The sequence below is a fragment of the Nakamurella sp. UYEF19 genome (assembly GCF_040546275.1).
Classification (GTDB): domain Bacteria; phylum Actinomycetota; class Actinomycetes; order Mycobacteriales; family Nakamurellaceae; genus Nakamurella.
The window spans coordinates 430388-445165 of the sequence record NZ_JBEPNO010000001.1; the positions used below are offsets into that span (position 1 = coordinate 430388).

The following is a 14778-nucleotide window of genomic DNA, read 5'->3' on the forward strand; positions in this document are numbered from 1 at the left end:
CTTACTGATAGTGTCCGGGAGCCATGAAGAAGCGGGCCAATGCCGACTCCACCTCTACCGGGGCCGATGAGGGTTGGGCTGTGATGACCACCCTGATCGGCGGTTTCGTCGTGTGGGGTGCAATCGGTTGGCTCCTGGACCGGTGGTGGGGAACGTCGTTTCTCACGCCCGTGGGGCTCATCCTCGGAATGGCGCTCGGCATCTACGCAGTGGTCGCGCGGCACGGCGGATTCAGGAGCACCCACCCGACCACGTCGAGGCCGACGCAGTACAACCCAGGTCTTTATCGCTCCGCCAGATACACCCCCGACCCCCAGCCCGGGCCGCCTCCGGCCAACACCCGAAGGGAGACCGAGTGTCCCTGACCTTCTTGGCCGCCGCCGATGGCGGTTTCCAGCCACCCTCGGTGGAGCATTCGTTCTTCTTCGACAAGATCGGAGACGGTTCGGTCATCGCGTCCGTCAAGGCGATGGGTCTCCTGGTCGTCGGGGTGGTGGCGATCATCGCCTTCTTCACGGCGTCCGCACGCCGTGCCGCCGTCGTTCCCGGCAAGTTGCAGTTCGCCGGCGAGAGCCTGTACGGGTTCGTCCGCAACGGGGTTGCCATCGAGATCCTGGGCAAGAACGGCAGGAAGTGGGCAGGTTTCCTGGCCACCCTGTTCGTCTTCGTCCTGGTGATGAATCTCTGGGAACTGCTACCGGTCGCCCAGCTGCCGGTCACTTCGCATTTCGCCGTGCCGGTGTTCCTGGCCGTCATGGTCTGGGTCATCTACAACTTTGTCGGGATCAAGAAGCATGGGTTCTTCGGCTACCTGAAGCTGATGTGCTACATCGCTGGGATCCCGTGGTACATGCACATCCTGCTGATCCCGATCGAATTCCTGTCCAACATCATCCTGCGGCCCTTCACCATGGCCGTCCGGCTCTTCGCCAACATGTTCGCCGGCCACATGCTGGTCGGCGTGGCCTCGGCCGGCACCCTTTTCCTGTTCGAACAGGGCGGCATCTCGTACGCGACGATGGTGCTGCCGTTCGTGGCCAGCATGTTCCTGGTCTTCTTCGAACTGCTCATCTGCGCGCTGCAGGCCTACGTGTTCGTCCTGCTGGCTGCCATCTACCTCGAGAGCTCGCTGGCCGACTCGCACTGATCCGCTCCACCCATCACCATCCAGGACTGCTCCACCTGATCCCGCGCCGGCGGGGTCAGTCACCGCACAGATCCACCGAGAGGGAGAAAAACTCCAATGTCTGTCGTCGCCAATCTCGCCGCTGTCCAGATCATCGGCAACCTCGGCACCATCGGCTACGGTCTCGCGGCCATCGGCCCCGGCATCGGTGTCGGTATCGTCTGGGCCGCCTACATCAGCTCGACCGCGCGCCAGCCGGAGTCGGCCGGCCTGACCCGGACCTACGCGTTCCTCGGCTTCGCCGTGTCCGAGGCACTGGCCCTGCTGGGCTTCGTCGTGCCGTTCATCCTGCCGACCAGCTGATCACGCTCCGCCTACCACCGGACCACCAGTCGAGGGGCACATCTTGATGCAATCCGCGCTCAACCTCGCGGCCGAGGCGACGACCAACCCGATCGGCCTGCCATGGGGCGAGGTCGCGATCGCGGCCATCGGGTTCGTAGTCCTGCTCGTAGTTCTGCAGAAGTTCGCCTGGCCGATGTTCGAGAAGGCCTACTCCGCAAGGACTGCCGCTATCGAGGGCGGTATCGCCCAGGCGGCCTCGGCCCAGACCGAGGCCGCTGCAGCGCTCGCCGAGTACAAGCAGCAGTTGGCCGGCGCCCGCGAGGAAGCCGCCAAGATCCGTGAGGACGCCCGGTCCCAGGCCCAGGCCATCCGGGACGACCTGCTGGCCCAGGCACACGCCGAGACCGAGCGGATCGCCGCTGCCGGTCGCGCCCAGCTGGACGCCCAGCGCGCTCAGATCGTGGCCGAGCTGCGCGGCGATCTAGGTCGGGTCTCGGTCGAGCTGGCCAGCAAGGTGGTGGGTGAATCCCTCGAGGACGACGCCCGACAGCGCCGCACGGTCGAGCGGTTCCTGGCCGAGCTGGAGAGCTGATGGAGCACATCGCCAGCAAGCAGTCGCTGGCCGCCGCGAGCGGCAGGCTGCTGGTGCAGGCCGCCACCCTGGACGACACCGGCCTCGGTGCCCTCGGATCCGATCTGGCCGGAGTGGGCAGTCTGCTCAGCCAGCAGCCGATCCTTCGTCGCACGCTGTCGGAGGCGACCACCGATGTCGAACACCGAGCGGGCGTGTTGTCCACCCTGCTCGCGGGCAAGATCGGCACCCCGGCGGCCACCATGGTCGACTTCGTCATCCGGCAGTCGTGGGCGACCGGGCGGGATCTCGCCGACGGTTTCGTCCGGCTCGGACGGACCGCGATGTTCCTGCGGGCCGAGCGGTCCGGGGAACTCGACGAGGTCGAGGACCAGCTGTTCCGGTTCGGTCGCATCCTCGACGGCGCGCCCGAGTTGTCCGTCATCCTCGACGACCCGACCACGGTCGGCGCTGCGCGATCCTCCCTCGTGGCACGGCTGCTCGCCGGGCGGGCGCATTCGCTCACGTCCGATCTTCTCGAGCAGCTGGCGATGAACCCGGGCAACCGCTCGTTCTCGCACGGCGTCGGCGAGATCGTGGCGCAGGCCGCCGAGCGCAAGGACAAGATCGTCGCGACGGTCCAGTCGCCCACCGAGCTGACCGTCGAGCAGACCAATCGGCTGATCGCCGCACTGGCCAAGATCTACGCCCGCCCCGTCTCGGTCCACGTCGTCGTGGAGCCTTCCCTGGGCGGCGGCATCCGGATCCGTGTCGGCGACGAGGTGATCGACGGCAGTGTCGCCGGCCGCCTCGACGACCTCCGTCGGCGCATGGCCGGCTGAACCACCCCGCAGAACGAGCAAAATGCACGACGGGTTCCGGTGAACCTGATCTGGCGAACATCTGATACGCACACGCATGACGACACAGAACGGGAACGCGATGACCGAGTTGACCATCTCCGCTGACGAGATCCGCTCTGCGATCGAGGGCTATGTCTCCGAGTACGCACCCGAGGTGACCCGGGAAGAGGTCGGCGTCATCTCCAGCACGGGTGACGGAATCGCCACCATCGAGGGTCTGCCCTCGGCGATGGCGAACGAACTCCTGAGCTTCCCGGGCGGTGTCCTCGGCGTCGCACTCAACCTCGACGTCCGCACCATCGGCGCCGTCATCCTGGGCGACGCCAACACTCTCCAGGAGGGACAGCAGGTCACCCGCACCGGTGAGGTCCTCTCGGTCCCCGTCGGTGACGCCTTCCTCGGACGGGTCATCAACCCGCTCGGGCAGCCCATCGACGGACTCGGCGAGATCAAGGCCGAGGAGAACCGCGCGCTGGAACTGCAGGCTGCCTCGGTCGTCGAGCGCCAGGGGGTCAGCGAGCCCATGCAGACCGGCATCAAGGCCATCGATGCCATGACGCCGATCGGGCGTGGTCAGCGCCAGTTGATCATCGGTGACCGCAAGACCGGCAAGACCGCGGTCTGCGTCGACACCATCATCAACCAGAAGGCCAACTGGGAGACCGGCGACGCCAAGCAGCAGGTGCGATGCATCTACGTCGCGATCGGCCAGAAGGGCACCACGATCGCCGGTGTCCGGCAGTCGCTGGAAGACGCAGGCGCGCTCGAGTACACCACCATCGTCGCCGCTCCGGCGTCCGATTCGGCCGGGTTCAAGTGGCTCGCCCCGTACACCGGCTCGGCCATCGGCCAGCACTGGATGTACCAGGGCAAGCACGTCCTCATCATCTTCGACGACCTCTCCAAGCAGGCCGAGGCCTACCGTGCGATCTCGCTGCTGCTGCGCCGTCCGCCGGGGCGCGAGGCCTACCCGGGTGACGTCTTCTACCTGCACTCCCGTCTGCTCGAGCGTTGTGCCAAGCTCTCCGACGAGCTCGGTGCCGGTTCGATGACCGGTCTGCCGATCATCGAGACGAAGGCCGGTGACGTCTCGGCCTACATCCCGACCAACGTCATCTCGATCACCGACGGTCAGTGCTTCCTCGAAGGCGACCTGTTCAACTCCGGTGTTCGGCCGGCCGTGAACGTCGGCATCTCGGTGTCCCGTGTCGGGGGCGCGGCGCAGGTCAAGGCGATGCGCAAGGTGTCCGGCACCCTGCGTCTCGACCTCTCGGCCTACCGCGAGCTGGAGGCGTTCGCCGCCTTCGGTTCGGACCTGGACGCCGTGTCCAAGCGTGCGTTGTCGCGTGGCTCCCGTCTGGTCGAGCTGCTCAAGCAGGCCCAGTTCGCGCCGTTCTCGGTGGAGGAGCAGGTGGTGTCGTTGTGGGCCGGTACCCGCGGTCACCTCGACCGCGTGCCGGTCGGGGACGTCCGCCGGTTCGAGGCCGAGTTCCTGCAGTACCTCCGGCACGTGTCGGGTGGACCGCTGCAGACCATCAAGGAAGCCAAGGATCTCTCGCCCGAGACCGAGAAGGCGCTGCTCGAGGCGTTCGGCGACTTCGCCGAGTCGTTCACCACCTCCGACGGCACCATCCTCGGCCGAGAGCAGAAGTTCGCGGCGATGGATCCGGCGAAGGTCGGCCAGGAGAAGGTGCAGGTCCGCAAGCCTGCTCCGGCGAAGTAATGGCAGCTCAGGTCAGGGTCCTGCGCCAGCGCGTGAAATCCGTGCAGTCGACGCAGAAGACCACCAAGGCCATGGAGATGATCGCGACCTCGCGCATCGCCAGGGCGCAGGCCAAGGTACTGGCGGCCGCCCCGTACTCGGCGCGGATCACCGACGTGCTGACGGCGCTGGCGACCGCGTCGACACTGGACCATCCGCTGCTGGTGGAACGTCCGGATGCGAAGCGTGCCGGGATCCTGATCGTCACTTCCGACCGCGGTCTGTGCGGCGGCTACAACGCCAACGTGCTCAAGGCCACCGAGGAATTGACAGCGCTCCTGCGCTCGCAGGGCAAGGAGCCGGTCTACTACATCATCGGCCGCAAGGGTGTCGGCTATTTCAGCTTCCGTCAGCGCGCCATCGTCGAGTCCTGGACCGGCTTCTCGGAGAAGCCGACCTACGACGATGCGGTCGCGGCGGCCCAGACGCTGCTGCCGGCCTTCGTCGCCGGGTCGGCCGGCCAGCTGGACGACGGCAGTGCCGGGATCGACGAGATCCATCTCGTCTCCACGCATTTCGAATCGATGATCACCCAGTCACCGACGGTGCGTCGAGTGGCTCCGATGGAGATCGAGTACGTGGAGAGTACGGAGAGCACGCCTCTCCTGCCGTCCTACGAGTTCGAACCGGCTCCGGAATCCCTGCTGGACGCGTTGCTGCCCAAGTACGTGACCACCCGGATCTTCGCGGCACTGCTCGACTCCGCGGCCAGCGAGTCGGCCGCCCGGCGGGCTGCCTGCAAGGCGGCCACCGACAACGCGAACGACATCATCAAGATCCTGTCCCGCCAGGCCAACCAGGCCCGGCAGGCGCAGATCACCCAGGAACTCAGCGAGATCGTGGGCGGCGCCGCCGCCTTGGCTGCCGCAGGAAGCGAAGAGGACTAGAAAAGTGACCACTGCCACCAAATCCGCCGTCGCCGGCCGCGTCGTCCGCGTCATCGGCCCGGTCGTCGACATCGAATTTCCCCGGGGCGAGGTTCCCGAGCTCTTCAACGCGCTGAACGTCGAGGTCTCCGGCCTCGGTGACGAGCGGGTGCTCACGCTCGAGGTCGCCCTGCACCTCGGCGACGACATCGTCCGCGCCATCTCCATGCAACCCACCGACGGTCTGGTCCGCGGCGCGTCGGTCAGCGACTCCGGCAAGCCGATCTCGGTCCCGGTCGGGGACATCGTCAAGGGTCACGTGTTCAACGCCCTCGGCAAGTGCCTGGACGCTCCGGGCACGGCGGAGGACGCCGAGCACTGGCCGATCTACCGCAAGCCGCCGCCCTTCGACCAGCTCGAGGGCAAGACCGAGCAGCTGGTCACCGGCATCAAGGTCATCGATCTGCTGACCCCGTACGTGCAGGGCGGCAAGATCGGCCTGTTCGGTGGAGCCGGCGTCGGCAAGACGGTGCTCATCCAGGAGATGATCACCCGCGTCGCCAAGAACTTCGGTGGCACCTCGGTGTTCGCCGGAGTCGGCGAGCGGACCCGTGAGGGCAACGACCTCATCACCGAGATGACGGAGTCCGGAGTCATCCGGGACACGGCTCTCGTCTTCGGCCAGATGGACGAACCGCCGGGGACCCGCATGCGGGTGGCGCTGTCCGCACTGACCATGGCGGAGTACTTCCGCGATGTGCAGAACCAGGACGTGCTGCTGTTCATCGACAACATCTTCCGATTCACCCAGGCTGGTTCCGAGGTCTCCACGTTGCTCGGTCGGATGCCGTCCGCAGTCGGTTACCAGCCGACCCTGGCGGACGAGATGGGTGAGCTGCAGGAGCGCATCACCTCCACCCGTGGACGGTCCATCACGTCGTTGCAGGCGATCTACGTGCCGGCTGACGACTACACCGACCCGGCCCCGGCCGCGGCCTTCGCCCACCTCGATGCGACGACCGAGCTCGCCAGGTCCATCACCGAGAAGGGCATCTACCCGGCCGTCGACCCACTGTCCTCGACCTCGCGCATCCTGGACCCCCAGTTCGTCGGTGAGGAGCACTACCGGGTTGCCCAGGAAGTCATCCGGATTCTGCAGAAGTACAAGGAACTGCAGAACATCATCGCCATCCTCGGGATGGACGAGCTCGCAGAAGAGGACAAGCTTCTCGTCGGTCGTGCCCGCCGGATGGAGCGTTTCCTCGGACAGAACTTCTTCGTGGCCAAGCAGTTCACCGGCCAGGACGGTTCCTACGTCGAGATGGCGGACACCATCGCAGCGTTCGACGCGATCGCCAAGGGGGAGTACGACAACATCCCGGAGCAGGCCTTCCTGAACGTCGGTGGCCTGGACGACGTGATGGCCAAGGCCAAGGCGCTGGAGTCCTGATCCGGCGGTCGTCGTGAGAAGTGTTGCGGGAGGCCCCATTTGCCCTGGCGGGTAATTGGGGCCTTCCGGTTTTCTGATCGAAGCATGTCAGCGCGAGCTGCACAGTCTGTCCTTTCGGGGCCGTGCGGCCTCGGGTTAGACTCAGGAGATCCACCAAGCGAAGAGGCGGAGCGTCAGTGTCTGAGATGCAGGTTGATCTGGTCGCGGTCGAACGACAGATCTGGTCGGGATCGGCCCAGATGGTCGTGGCCAGAACGGTGGACGGCGACATCGGTGTCATGCCGGGTCACGCACCTCTGCTCGCCCAGCTGCGTGAGGGTTTCTCGGCCAGGATCATCGAGCCTAACGGGACGGTCCAGGCGGTAGCCGTTCATGGCGGATTTCTTTCCGTCACCAAGGACGGCGTCGCCATCCTGGCGGAGGACGCGGAGCTCAGCGAGGACATCGACGTCACGTCGGCGCGGTCGGCCTACGAGCGGGCCAAGGCAGCAGGGACCGAATCGGCCGAGACGGAAGCGGAGCTGCGCCGGGCGCGCGCGCAACTGCTGGCGTCCGGCGAGACGGTCTGACGGCCGAACCCGAAACTGACGCCGGCAGAACAGGAGAGGACCATCGTGAGCGCTGAGATCGTCGGTCTCGCGCTCCTCCTTGTCCTCCTGCTGTCCATCGTCGCGATTGCCGTCCGGCGTTCCCTGCTGACCCGGTCCGGGGGAGTCGACATCTGCTGGCGATCCTCGTTGGGCCCGGAAGGCCGAGGATGGTCGTTCGGCCAGGCCCGCTACCGCGAGGGTGAGCTGATCCTCTACCGCTCGTTCTCGCCGCTACCGCTGGCCTCCCGGGTGATGTTGCGGGATCGGTTGATGCTCGGGGAACGCCGTGGGCTCGCCGGAACGGAGCCGGACCTGTTGCCGGTCGGCTCGGTCGTGATCCGATGTACCGACGGCAGTGCACCCGTCGAGCTGGCGTTGACCGAGGAAGCCGTCACCGGTCTGCGGTCGTGGCTCGAGTCGGTGCCCCCTGCCACCGGAAGCATCAGTGGACGCCGACGCGGCGGGCTCACCGAGGTCTGAGCCAGTCGACCCGCTGAGCTGGTCGACCCGCTGAGCTGGTCGACCCGCTGAGCTGGTCGTCGACCGGCAGTGTCGGGTCGGTCAGGCTGAGGCTGCCCGTCAGGCCCGATCCCCACCGGGAATCCACTGCACGTCACCGTCCGGGTTCGCAACCCGACCCAGGATGAACAACAGGTCCGACAGGCGATTCAGATAGGTCGGTGCCAGCGGGTTGGTTCGCTCCGCGTCGATCGCCATCAACGCCCAGGCGCTCCGTTCCGCCCTCCGGGTGATCGTCCTGGCCACGTGCAGCAGAGCCCCGGCTGGTGTGCCGCCGGGAAGGATGAACGAGTTCAGCGGATCCAGGGTGTCGTTGAACGTGTCACAGTCCCGCTCGAGCCGGTCCACGTAGTCCTGGGTGACACGCAGCAGTGGGTACTGCGGATCCGCTTCGATCGGTGTCGCCAGATCCGCTCCGAGATCGAACAGCTCGTTCTGGACCCGGGAGATGACGCCCGCGACCTCGACCGCGGGAGATCCCATGGACATCACCACGCCCAGCGCGGCGTTCGTCTCGTCGCAGTCGGCGTAGGCGATGAGCCGGGGGTCGGTCTTGGAGACTCGGGAGAAGTCCGACAGGCCGGTCGTGCCGTCGTCGCCGGTACGGGTGTAGATGCGGGTGAGGTGGACAGCCATGTCCGCGAGCGTACGCATGCCCGGGTGTCGGCGGCGGTGTACCTCCCGCGACCTGCGGTGAGAGCGGGTCGGCCACCTGCGGCGGCACGGAGACCGGTGATGGGGCACTAGAGTCCGACGAGTGGATGATCGCTTCCTGGTGACCGGCGGTGCCCGCCTCTTCGGCGAGGTCTCGGTGGCGGGCGCGAAGAACAGCGTGCTCAAGCTGATGGCAGCAGCGCTGCTCGTCGAGGGCACGACGATCATCACCAACTGCCCGGCAATCCTGGATGTGCCGCTGATGGCGGATGTGCTGACCGGCCTCGGGTGCCGGGTCGAGCTCTCCGACGACACCGTCCGCATCACCACGCCGGCCCAGCTCTCGTACGAGGCCGACTTTCCCGCGGTCGGTCGATTGCGTGCGTCGGTGTGCGTCCTCGGCCCGTTGATGGGCCGCTGCCACCGGGCCAGGGTGGCACTGCCCGGCGGAGATGCGATCGGGTCCCGACCGCTGGACATGCACCAGAACGGGCTGCGCGCCCTCGGGGCGCGGATGAGCATCGAGCACGGCATGGTGGTGGGCGAGGCCGAGCGTCTGCGTGGCGCTCAGATCGGTCTGGATTTCCCCAGCGTCGGGGCAACCGAGAACATCCTGATGGCGGCTGTCCTGGCCCAGGGCACCACGGTGATCGACAACGCCGCCCGCGAACCCGAGATCATCGATCTGGCACTGATGCTGGGACAGATGGGCGCCAAGATCAGCGGCGCTGGCAGCGCCACGATCACCATCGAGGGCGTCGACGCGCTCCACCCGACCGAACACCGGACCGTGGGCGACCGCGTGGTCGGTGGCACCTGGGCCTACGCCGCCGCCGTGACCCAGGGCCACGTCACGGTCCGCGGGGTCAGGGCCGCGCACCTGGCCGCGCCCCTGGAGCGTCTGGTCCAGTCCGGCGCCATCGTCGAGGAGCTGGCGGACGGCTTCTCGATCGACATGCCGTCCCGGCCGCGTGCGGTCGACTTCATCACCATGCCCTACCCGGGTTTCCCGACCGACCTGCAGCCGATGGCCCTTGCCCTGGCCGCGGTCGCCGAAGGACACTCGCTGATCACCGAGAACGTGTTCGAAGCCCGGTTCCGGTTCGTCGACGAGCTCATCCGGATGGGGGCCGACGCCCGGACGGATGGCCATCACGCCTCGTTGCGGGGGCGCGCCAAGCTGTCCAGCGCGCCGGTGTGGTCGACCGACATCAGGGCCGGTGCCGGGTTGGTACTCGCGGGACTGGTCGCCGAGGGCGTGACCGAGGTGCACGAGGTCGGCCACATCGACCGCGGCTATCCGCATTTCGTGGAGGACCTGCGGTCGCTCGGAGCCAAGATCGAGCGGGTTGCGCTCTAGGGCCCCTGCTAGTCCCTTACCCATCGGCCGGTTGCGAAAGGCTTGCCACCGCACAGGGTGTCGTGGACTGCTGGTCCGTGTTCCCGGCGCAGATGCACGGTCACGGCTTCATCGTGGACCGTGGCTTCCACAGTGACGTGATCGCCGTGCTGTGCCGGGACGGCCCGAATCCGGACGGCGTCCGTTGCGGCCGGTCCGAGCTCCCGGCGGAGCAGGACGTCTGCGGTCTGGGCTGCTGGTGGCAGATCGGCGCGGCCCCGCAGGCCGTCGGGATGAACCAGTCCGTCGGCTGCCGCTGTCACGACGGCCCGAGCACCGGCCAGGTCGAGGAATCCGTAGGCGTAACCCCACGGCAGTACCAGCATGGTGCCGGCGTACCGGTGCCCACCGAGATGGCTGATCTCGACGATGGTCTCGCCGAACTCCTGGTGCAGGCCGGTGGCCACCCCGCGACCGACGATGGCGCAGCACCGATCGCGGCGGCCGTTGGTGCAGACTGCGAAGACCGGCTGGGGGCGTGCCTGGGTCCGATGGGTGTCGAGGTCAGTCAGGTCGGCGGTGGTGACCGCGCCATCGAGTGCCGCGACGAAACCGTTCGGTCCGACGACCCCGAGGAAACTCCTGCCCGCCTCGGCGATGCGTCGCGAGTGAACGCTCCGGATTGCGAAGGCGCGCAGCCCGTTCCGGGTTCCGATGGCTTCGGCGACCGCCGGGTCCAACTGCGCGACCGCGTCCTCCGCGGTGTTCGCCGTCCACGACGCGCGGTGGTCGAGGAGCACGAATGAACCGAACTGGGCCGCAGTGCCGGCGGGGTCGTCACCGGAGTCCCTGGCAGCCTGCGAGCAGAGGACCGGCGGGGGAGGCGTCACGAATTGATTGTCCCTGCTCCGTGTCACCCGGATCGCCCACTGCCCCTCCCGCCGCCCGGGTCATGCTCCCGTGCCCTACGGTGCAGTCATGGCTTATCGACACATCGAGGTGACGGTCGGCGGCCCGGTCGCCCGGCTGACGTTGAACCGGCCAGAGCGACGCAATGCGCTCTCCGCCGAGGTCCTGTCCGAGATCGGTGCCGGGCTGGCCGAAGTGGCGACCGGTCCGGCCACCGGTCTGGTGCTCGCGGCCAACGGGCCGGTCTTCTCCGCCGGCCACGATTTCGCGGACGTCGCGAGTCGGGATGTGGACGGCGTGCGGGCGCTGCTGACCTCCTGCACCGCCGTCATGGCCCAGATGCAGTCCATGCCCCAGATCGTGATCGCGAGAGTGCACGGGCTTGCTACCGCAGCGGGCTGCCAACTCGTGGCCTCGGCCGACCTGGCCGTAGCCGGGCGGTCGGCCGGCTTCGCGCTGCCCGGCGGCAAGGGCGGCTGGTTCTGCCACACCCCGGCCGTCCCGGTCGCCAGGGCGATCGGCCGGAAGCGACTGATGGAGCTGGCGCTGACCGGCGACGTCATCGACGCCGGGACGGCGCTCGACTGGGGTCTGGTCAACCGGGTCGTCGACGACGCCGACCTGGACGCGGCCGTCGAGGAGCTGTTGGCCAGGGCTACCCGCGGTAGTGGGACTTCCAAGGCCTGGGGCAAGCGGGTGCTCTACGCGCAGCTGGACCGCCCGGAGGCCGATGCCTACGGGATAGCCGTCGAGGCGATGGCCGCCGCCTCGCAGAGTCCGGCCGCGCGCGAGGGCATGTCGGCATTCCTGGAGAAGCGCAAGCCGCAGTTCGTGGACTGACAGGTGGCCGGTTCCCGGCGAGTGCCCGATGTGCGGGTGCACGCCGCGACAGCCGATAGGGTGTCGGAGTGCGTCTCGTGGTGGCCCGTTGCTCAGTTGACTACGTGGGCCGATTGACCGCACATCTTCCGATGGCGACCAGGCTGCTGCTCGTGAAGGCGGATGGATCCGTCTCCGTCCATGCCGATGATCGCGCCTACAAGCCCTTGAACTGGATGAGCCCGCCGTGCTGGCTCACGCAGGAGCCCGGCGTCTGGCGGGTGGAGAACAAGGCCGGTGAGCAGTTGATCATCACCCTCGAGGAAGTGCTGCACGATTCGCAGCACGAGCTCGGGGTGGATCCCGGATTGATCAAGGACGGCGTCGAGGCGCACCTGCAGGCGCTGTTGGCCGAGCAGGTCGAGTTCCTCGGACCGGGATTCACCCTGATCCGGCGCGAGTATCCGACGCCCGTTGGACCGGTCGACCTGCTCTGCCGTGACGCCTCCGGAGCCGTGGTCGCCGTGGAGATCAAACGTCGCGGCGAGATCGATGGGGTCGAGCAGCTGACCCGGTACGTCGACTTGCTGGGCCGCGACCCACTTCTCGGCCCGGTAACCGGCGTGTTCGCCGCCCAGCAGATCAAGCCCCAGGCCAGGACGCTGGCCGAAGACCGCGGTATCCGCTGCCTGGTGCTGGACTACGACCAGCTGCGCGGCATGGACGACACCGTCGGCCGGTTGTTCTGACCTGATCTGGATGGACGCGCATGTCGCTTCGTGAGTGGTGTCGGTCTGGAGCTGGAGGCGATTTGCCGGTGAGACCTGGGGCCGGTGGGATACAGGGCCACACATCGCACTGTCAGCTGGTCACGCGGTCGGCGCAGCTTGATCGCAAAGACCTGTCTGCGCGAGCCGTCGGAACGGTGGTTGGTTGGGGTCGGGGTATTGGCGGGTGGGCGCGGATCATCCCCAGCCCACAGCCAGACCGTCGGGGTCGTCAGGTAGCGTCCTCATGCCAGGATCCCCTCCGCTCTTCCGTAAACCAGAATTCCTCGTACGACAGTACTGGGTGGTTGCTTGAGTCAAGTTCGGAACGGAGCCTAAGAGCGGCTGGCTCTGAGCCATGAGGACCGGGATACTCGATCTGACTTGAATCGCAATCGTGTTGGTGCTGTTGATGTTTCGTAGCTGTCGTTGGTCAGGAAAGGTCTGGACCCTCGCCCCACCAGGGCTCGGTGACAACGACCTCATACCGTCCCGCGAGGGCGACCCGTACCTCTACAAGGAGTCCGATGCCGACGTCCATCCACTCCTGATCGCCGGCACCGTCAATTGGCGACCTGTCGTCGGCGTGCGCGACGCCCCATTCGGCAAGGCGCGATACGAGTCCGATCTCGATACCAAGGCGCCGCCGGATCGACCGCACTGCCTCCGCGCCCGTTCCGCAGCCACAGCAGAGTATTTCCGTACTCCGGCCACCACTCCAAGGTCTGCATGTAGAGATCTTGACACTGGTCTGCCAGGACACAAGTCGGGCTTCGCATCGGCCCTGGACATTCATGACGTCAGAGGTAACCAGCCGACTTGATTCAAGCAACCACCCGGTACGACAGTTCGAGTCTACGCCCACGAGCTGCTAGGACAAAGAGATTCTGCTGCAGGCAGATGACCCAGTTCGTCCCGCGGGAAAGTGATCCCCGGCGGCCGGCCCTCGCCCTTCAGCGTGACGGATTCGCCCGCACGGCCGACGAACGCGTGGTGACCACCTCCGAGCTCCAGCAGAGCCGCACCACCATCCGGCCCGATGGCCACCCGGCCGTCGATCCTGACTGTCTGGTTGAACCGACCGGACGGCGGGTGGCGACTCCACCCGGTACAGCCGTTCCAGCGAGACCGCTGTTCGCCGTCGGCGCAGGGCTGCGGGCCCGGCGGATCGCGACGCTGCACTAGCCTGCAGTAGAGCGGCAAGTGGCAAGAAACCACGATCCGCACACGAGCGATTTGCACCCATGCAAGCAGCACAGAAACGAGGACCGGCGTGGATATCAAGATCGGTGTGACCGACAGCGGACGCGAACTGGTGGTCACTTCGGCCTCTCAGCCGGACGAGATCGAGGCGCTCGTCAGCGAGGCGCTGAAAAACCCCAGCGGAACGCTGGTGCTGGTGGACGAGAAGGGCCGCAGGGTCATCGTGCCTTCCGCGCGGATCACGTACGTCGAGATCGCTCCGGCCGACGTTCGTCGCGTCGGCTTCTCTACCACGGGCTGACCCACCCGGTCAGACGGGCTGACCGACCGAGGACCCACTGACCAGGCTGGTGCGACGCCCTCAGGCCTGGCGCGGGAATCGTGAGATTCCCCGCCAGGCCAAGGTGGAAAGCATCTCGATGGCCTCGCTCCGCGGCACTCCGGGGCTCTGGGTCAACCAGTAGCGCGCGCTGACCTGCGACAGTCCCACCAGAGCGGCCGCCAGTAATCGGGCACGCTCCGGATCGACCCCGGTGTCGGTGATGATGGTGTCCGTGATCGCCAGGATGCAGGAATCAGTGGCGTGGTCGACGATCCGTTCCACCTGGGCCTGACCTCGGAGGTCCGACTCGAAGATCAACCGGTAGGCCTGATCGTTGTCGGCCACGAAGCTGAAGTAGGCCTCGACTGCTCGGTGTACCCGCTCGTTGTTGTCGGTGGTGCCGTGCAATGAGTCCTCGACCAATCGCACCATCTCGTCGGCGGACTCGCCGAGCAGTGCCAGGTACAGCTCCAGCTTCGACGGAAAGTGTTGGTACAGAACCGGTTTGCTGACACCCGCCCGGTCTGCGATGTCGTCCATCGCGGCGGCGTGGTAGCCCTGGGCCACGAAGGCACCCCGGGCGGCAGCCAACAACTGGGCCCGTCGATCGGACCGGCTCAGGCGGGGCGTCGGTTTCGTCGGGGATGTCGAGGACCCCGGGGTGGTTGACAGC

18 protein-coding genes are annotated in these 14778 nt (G+C 67.0%); 15 read left to right on the forward strand and 3 right to left on the reverse strand.

The window, feature by feature from the left end:
• Positions 1-83 precede the first annotated feature (83 nt).
• From ABIB25_RS02015 to ABIB25_RS02060, 10 genes are all read left to right on the forward strand, one after another.
• Entirely contained in the window at positions 84-365 is a 282-nt protein-coding gene (locus ABIB25_RS02015) for an AtpZ/AtpI family protein (protein WP_354526719.1), read from the forward strand.
• On the forward strand, positions 356-1147 hold the full coding sequence (atpB, locus tag ABIB25_RS02020) for a F0F1 ATP synthase subunit A (RefSeq protein ID WP_354526720.1): 792 nt from the start codon (positions 356-358) through the stop codon (positions 1145-1147). Before ABIB25_RS02015 ends, atpB begins: the two co-directional genes overlap by 10 nt.
• Positions 1148-1243: 96 nt before the next feature.
• Positions 1244-1489 carry an ATP synthase F0 subunit C gene (atpE, locus tag ABIB25_RS02025; protein WP_354526721.1) on the forward strand — a complete coding sequence of 82 codons (246 nt, stop codon included), beginning with the start codon at positions 1244-1246 and terminating at the stop codon, positions 1487-1489.
• A 43-nt stretch (positions 1490-1532) separates the two neighbouring features.
• Entirely contained in the window at positions 1533-2063 is a 531-nt protein-coding gene (locus ABIB25_RS02030) for a F0F1 ATP synthase subunit B (protein WP_354526722.1), read from the forward strand.
• Positions 2063-2884: a F0F1 ATP synthase subunit delta gene (locus ABIB25_RS02035; RefSeq protein ID WP_354526723.1), complete on the forward strand. Its 822-nt coding sequence runs from the start codon at positions 2063-2065 to the stop codon at positions 2882-2884. The genes ABIB25_RS02030 and ABIB25_RS02035 overlap by 1 nt, the downstream gene beginning before the upstream one ends.
• 100 nt (positions 2885-2984) lie before the next feature.
• Positions 2985-4628 (forward strand): F0F1 ATP synthase subunit alpha, encoded by a 1644-nt coding sequence (gene atpA / locus ABIB25_RS02040; RefSeq protein WP_354526979.1) that lies wholly within the window; start codon positions 2985-2987, stop codon positions 4626-4628.
• The gene (locus ABIB25_RS02045) at positions 4628-5554 is read left to right on the forward strand and encodes a F0F1 ATP synthase subunit gamma (protein ID WP_354526724.1); all 927 of its coding nucleotides are present in this window, start codon (positions 4628-4630) and stop codon (positions 5552-5554) included. The genes atpA and ABIB25_RS02045 overlap by 1 nt, the downstream gene beginning before the upstream one ends.
• Before the next feature lie 4 nt (positions 5555-5558).
• Positions 5559-6983 (forward strand): F0F1 ATP synthase subunit beta, encoded by a 1425-nt coding sequence (atpD, locus tag ABIB25_RS02050; protein ID WP_354526725.1) that lies wholly within the window; start codon positions 5559-5561, stop codon positions 6981-6983.
• Positions 6984-7159: 176 nt separating this feature from the next.
• Positions 7160-7552, forward strand: a complete 393-nt coding sequence (locus ABIB25_RS02055; RefSeq protein ID WP_354526726.1) for a F0F1 ATP synthase subunit epsilon — start codon at positions 7160-7162, stop codon at positions 7550-7552.
• Positions 7553-7597: 45 nt separating this feature from the next.
• Positions 7598-8053: a DUF2550 domain-containing protein gene (locus tag ABIB25_RS02060; RefSeq protein WP_354526727.1), complete on the forward strand. Its 456-nt coding sequence runs from the start codon at positions 7598-7600 to the stop codon at positions 8051-8053.
• A 99-nt stretch (positions 8054-8152) separates the two neighbouring features.
• On the opposite strand, the gene ABIB25_RS02065 is transcribed toward ABIB25_RS02060, so the two are convergent.
• On the reverse strand, positions 8153-8728 hold the full coding sequence (locus tag ABIB25_RS02065) for a cob(I)yrinic acid a,c-diamide adenosyltransferase (RefSeq protein ID WP_354526728.1): 576 nt from the start codon (positions 8726-8728) through the stop codon (positions 8153-8155).
• Positions 8729-8849: 121 nt separating this feature from the next.
• Between ABIB25_RS02065 and murA the strand changes: the two genes are divergently transcribed.
• Positions 8850-10106: a UDP-N-acetylglucosamine 1-carboxyvinyltransferase gene (gene murA / locus ABIB25_RS02070; RefSeq protein WP_354526729.1), complete on the forward strand. Its 1257-nt coding sequence runs from the start codon at positions 8850-8852 to the stop codon at positions 10104-10106.
• Between the two features lie 8 nt (positions 10107-10114).
• Here murA and ABIB25_RS02075 read toward each other — a convergent pair whose 3' ends face one another.
• Positions 10115-10975 (reverse strand): sucrase ferredoxin, encoded by an 861-nt coding sequence (locus ABIB25_RS02075; RefSeq protein WP_354526730.1) that lies wholly within the window; start codon positions 10973-10975, stop codon positions 10115-10117.
• 88 nt (positions 10976-11063) lie between these two features.
• Between ABIB25_RS02075 and ABIB25_RS02080 the strand changes: the two genes are divergently transcribed.
• From ABIB25_RS02080 to ABIB25_RS02095, 4 genes are all read left to right on the forward strand, one after another.
• A complete protein-coding gene (locus ABIB25_RS02080) occupies positions 11064-11834 on the forward strand; it encodes an enoyl-CoA hydratase-related protein (protein ID WP_354526731.1) in 771 nt (256 codons plus the stop codon).
• 68 nt (positions 11835-11902) lie between these two features.
• Positions 11903-12562, forward strand: a complete 660-nt coding sequence (nucS, locus tag ABIB25_RS02085) for an endonuclease NucS (RefSeq protein WP_354526732.1) — start codon at positions 11903-11905, stop codon at positions 12560-12562.
• 918 nt (positions 12563-13480) lie between these two features.
• Positions 13481-13765, forward strand: a complete 285-nt coding sequence (locus ABIB25_RS02090) for a hypothetical protein (RefSeq protein ID WP_354526733.1) — start codon at positions 13481-13483, stop codon at positions 13763-13765.
• An 88-nt stretch (positions 13766-13853) separates the two neighbouring features.
• Positions 13854-14084 carry a DUF3107 domain-containing protein gene (locus ABIB25_RS02095; RefSeq protein ID WP_354526734.1) on the forward strand — a complete coding sequence of 77 codons (231 nt, stop codon included), beginning with the start codon at positions 13854-13856 and terminating at the stop codon, positions 14082-14084.
• Between the two features lie 60 nt (positions 14085-14144).
• Here the strand turns inward: ABIB25_RS02095 and ABIB25_RS02100 are convergent, their stop codons facing one another.
• Complete coding sequence (locus tag ABIB25_RS02100; protein WP_502919731.1) at positions 14145-14777, reverse strand: TetR/AcrR family transcriptional regulator; 633 nt, start codon at positions 14775-14777, stop codon at positions 14145-14147.
• Between the last annotated feature and the right edge of the window lies 1 nt (position 14778).

Bases quoted from the DNA above. Each gene is read 5' to 3' on its own strand.
- ABIB25_RS02035 (WP_354526723.1), top strand. From the start codon at position 2,063: ATGGAGCACATCGCCAGCAAGCAGTCGCTGGCCGCCGCGAGCGGCAGG.
- ABIB25_RS02045 (WP_354526724.1), top strand. From the start codon at position 4,628: ATGGCAGCTCAGGTCAGGGTCCTGCGCCAGCGCGTGAAATCCGTGCAG.
- ABIB25_RS02080 (WP_354526731.1), top strand. From the start codon at position 11,064: ATGGCTTATCGACACATCGAGGTGACGGTCGGCGGCCCGGTCGCCCGG.
- ABIB25_RS02015 (WP_354526719.1), top strand. From the start codon at position 84: ATGACCACCCTGATCGGCGGTTTCGTCGTGTGGGGTGCAATCGGTTGG.
- ABIB25_RS02090 (WP_354526733.1), top strand. From the start codon at position 13,481: ATGACCCAGTTCGTCCCGCGGGAAAGTGATCCCCGGCGGCCGGCCCTC.
- atpA (WP_354526979.1), top strand. From the start codon at position 2,985: ATGACCGAGTTGACCATCTCCGCTGACGAGATCCGCTCTGCGATCGAG.
- ABIB25_RS02065 (WP_354526728.1), bottom strand. From the start codon at position 8,728: ATGGCTGTCCACCTCACCCGCATCTACACCCGTACCGGCGACGACGGC.
- atpE (WP_354526721.1), top strand. From the start codon at position 1,244: ATGTCTGTCGTCGCCAATCTCGCCGCTGTCCAGATCATCGGCAACCTC.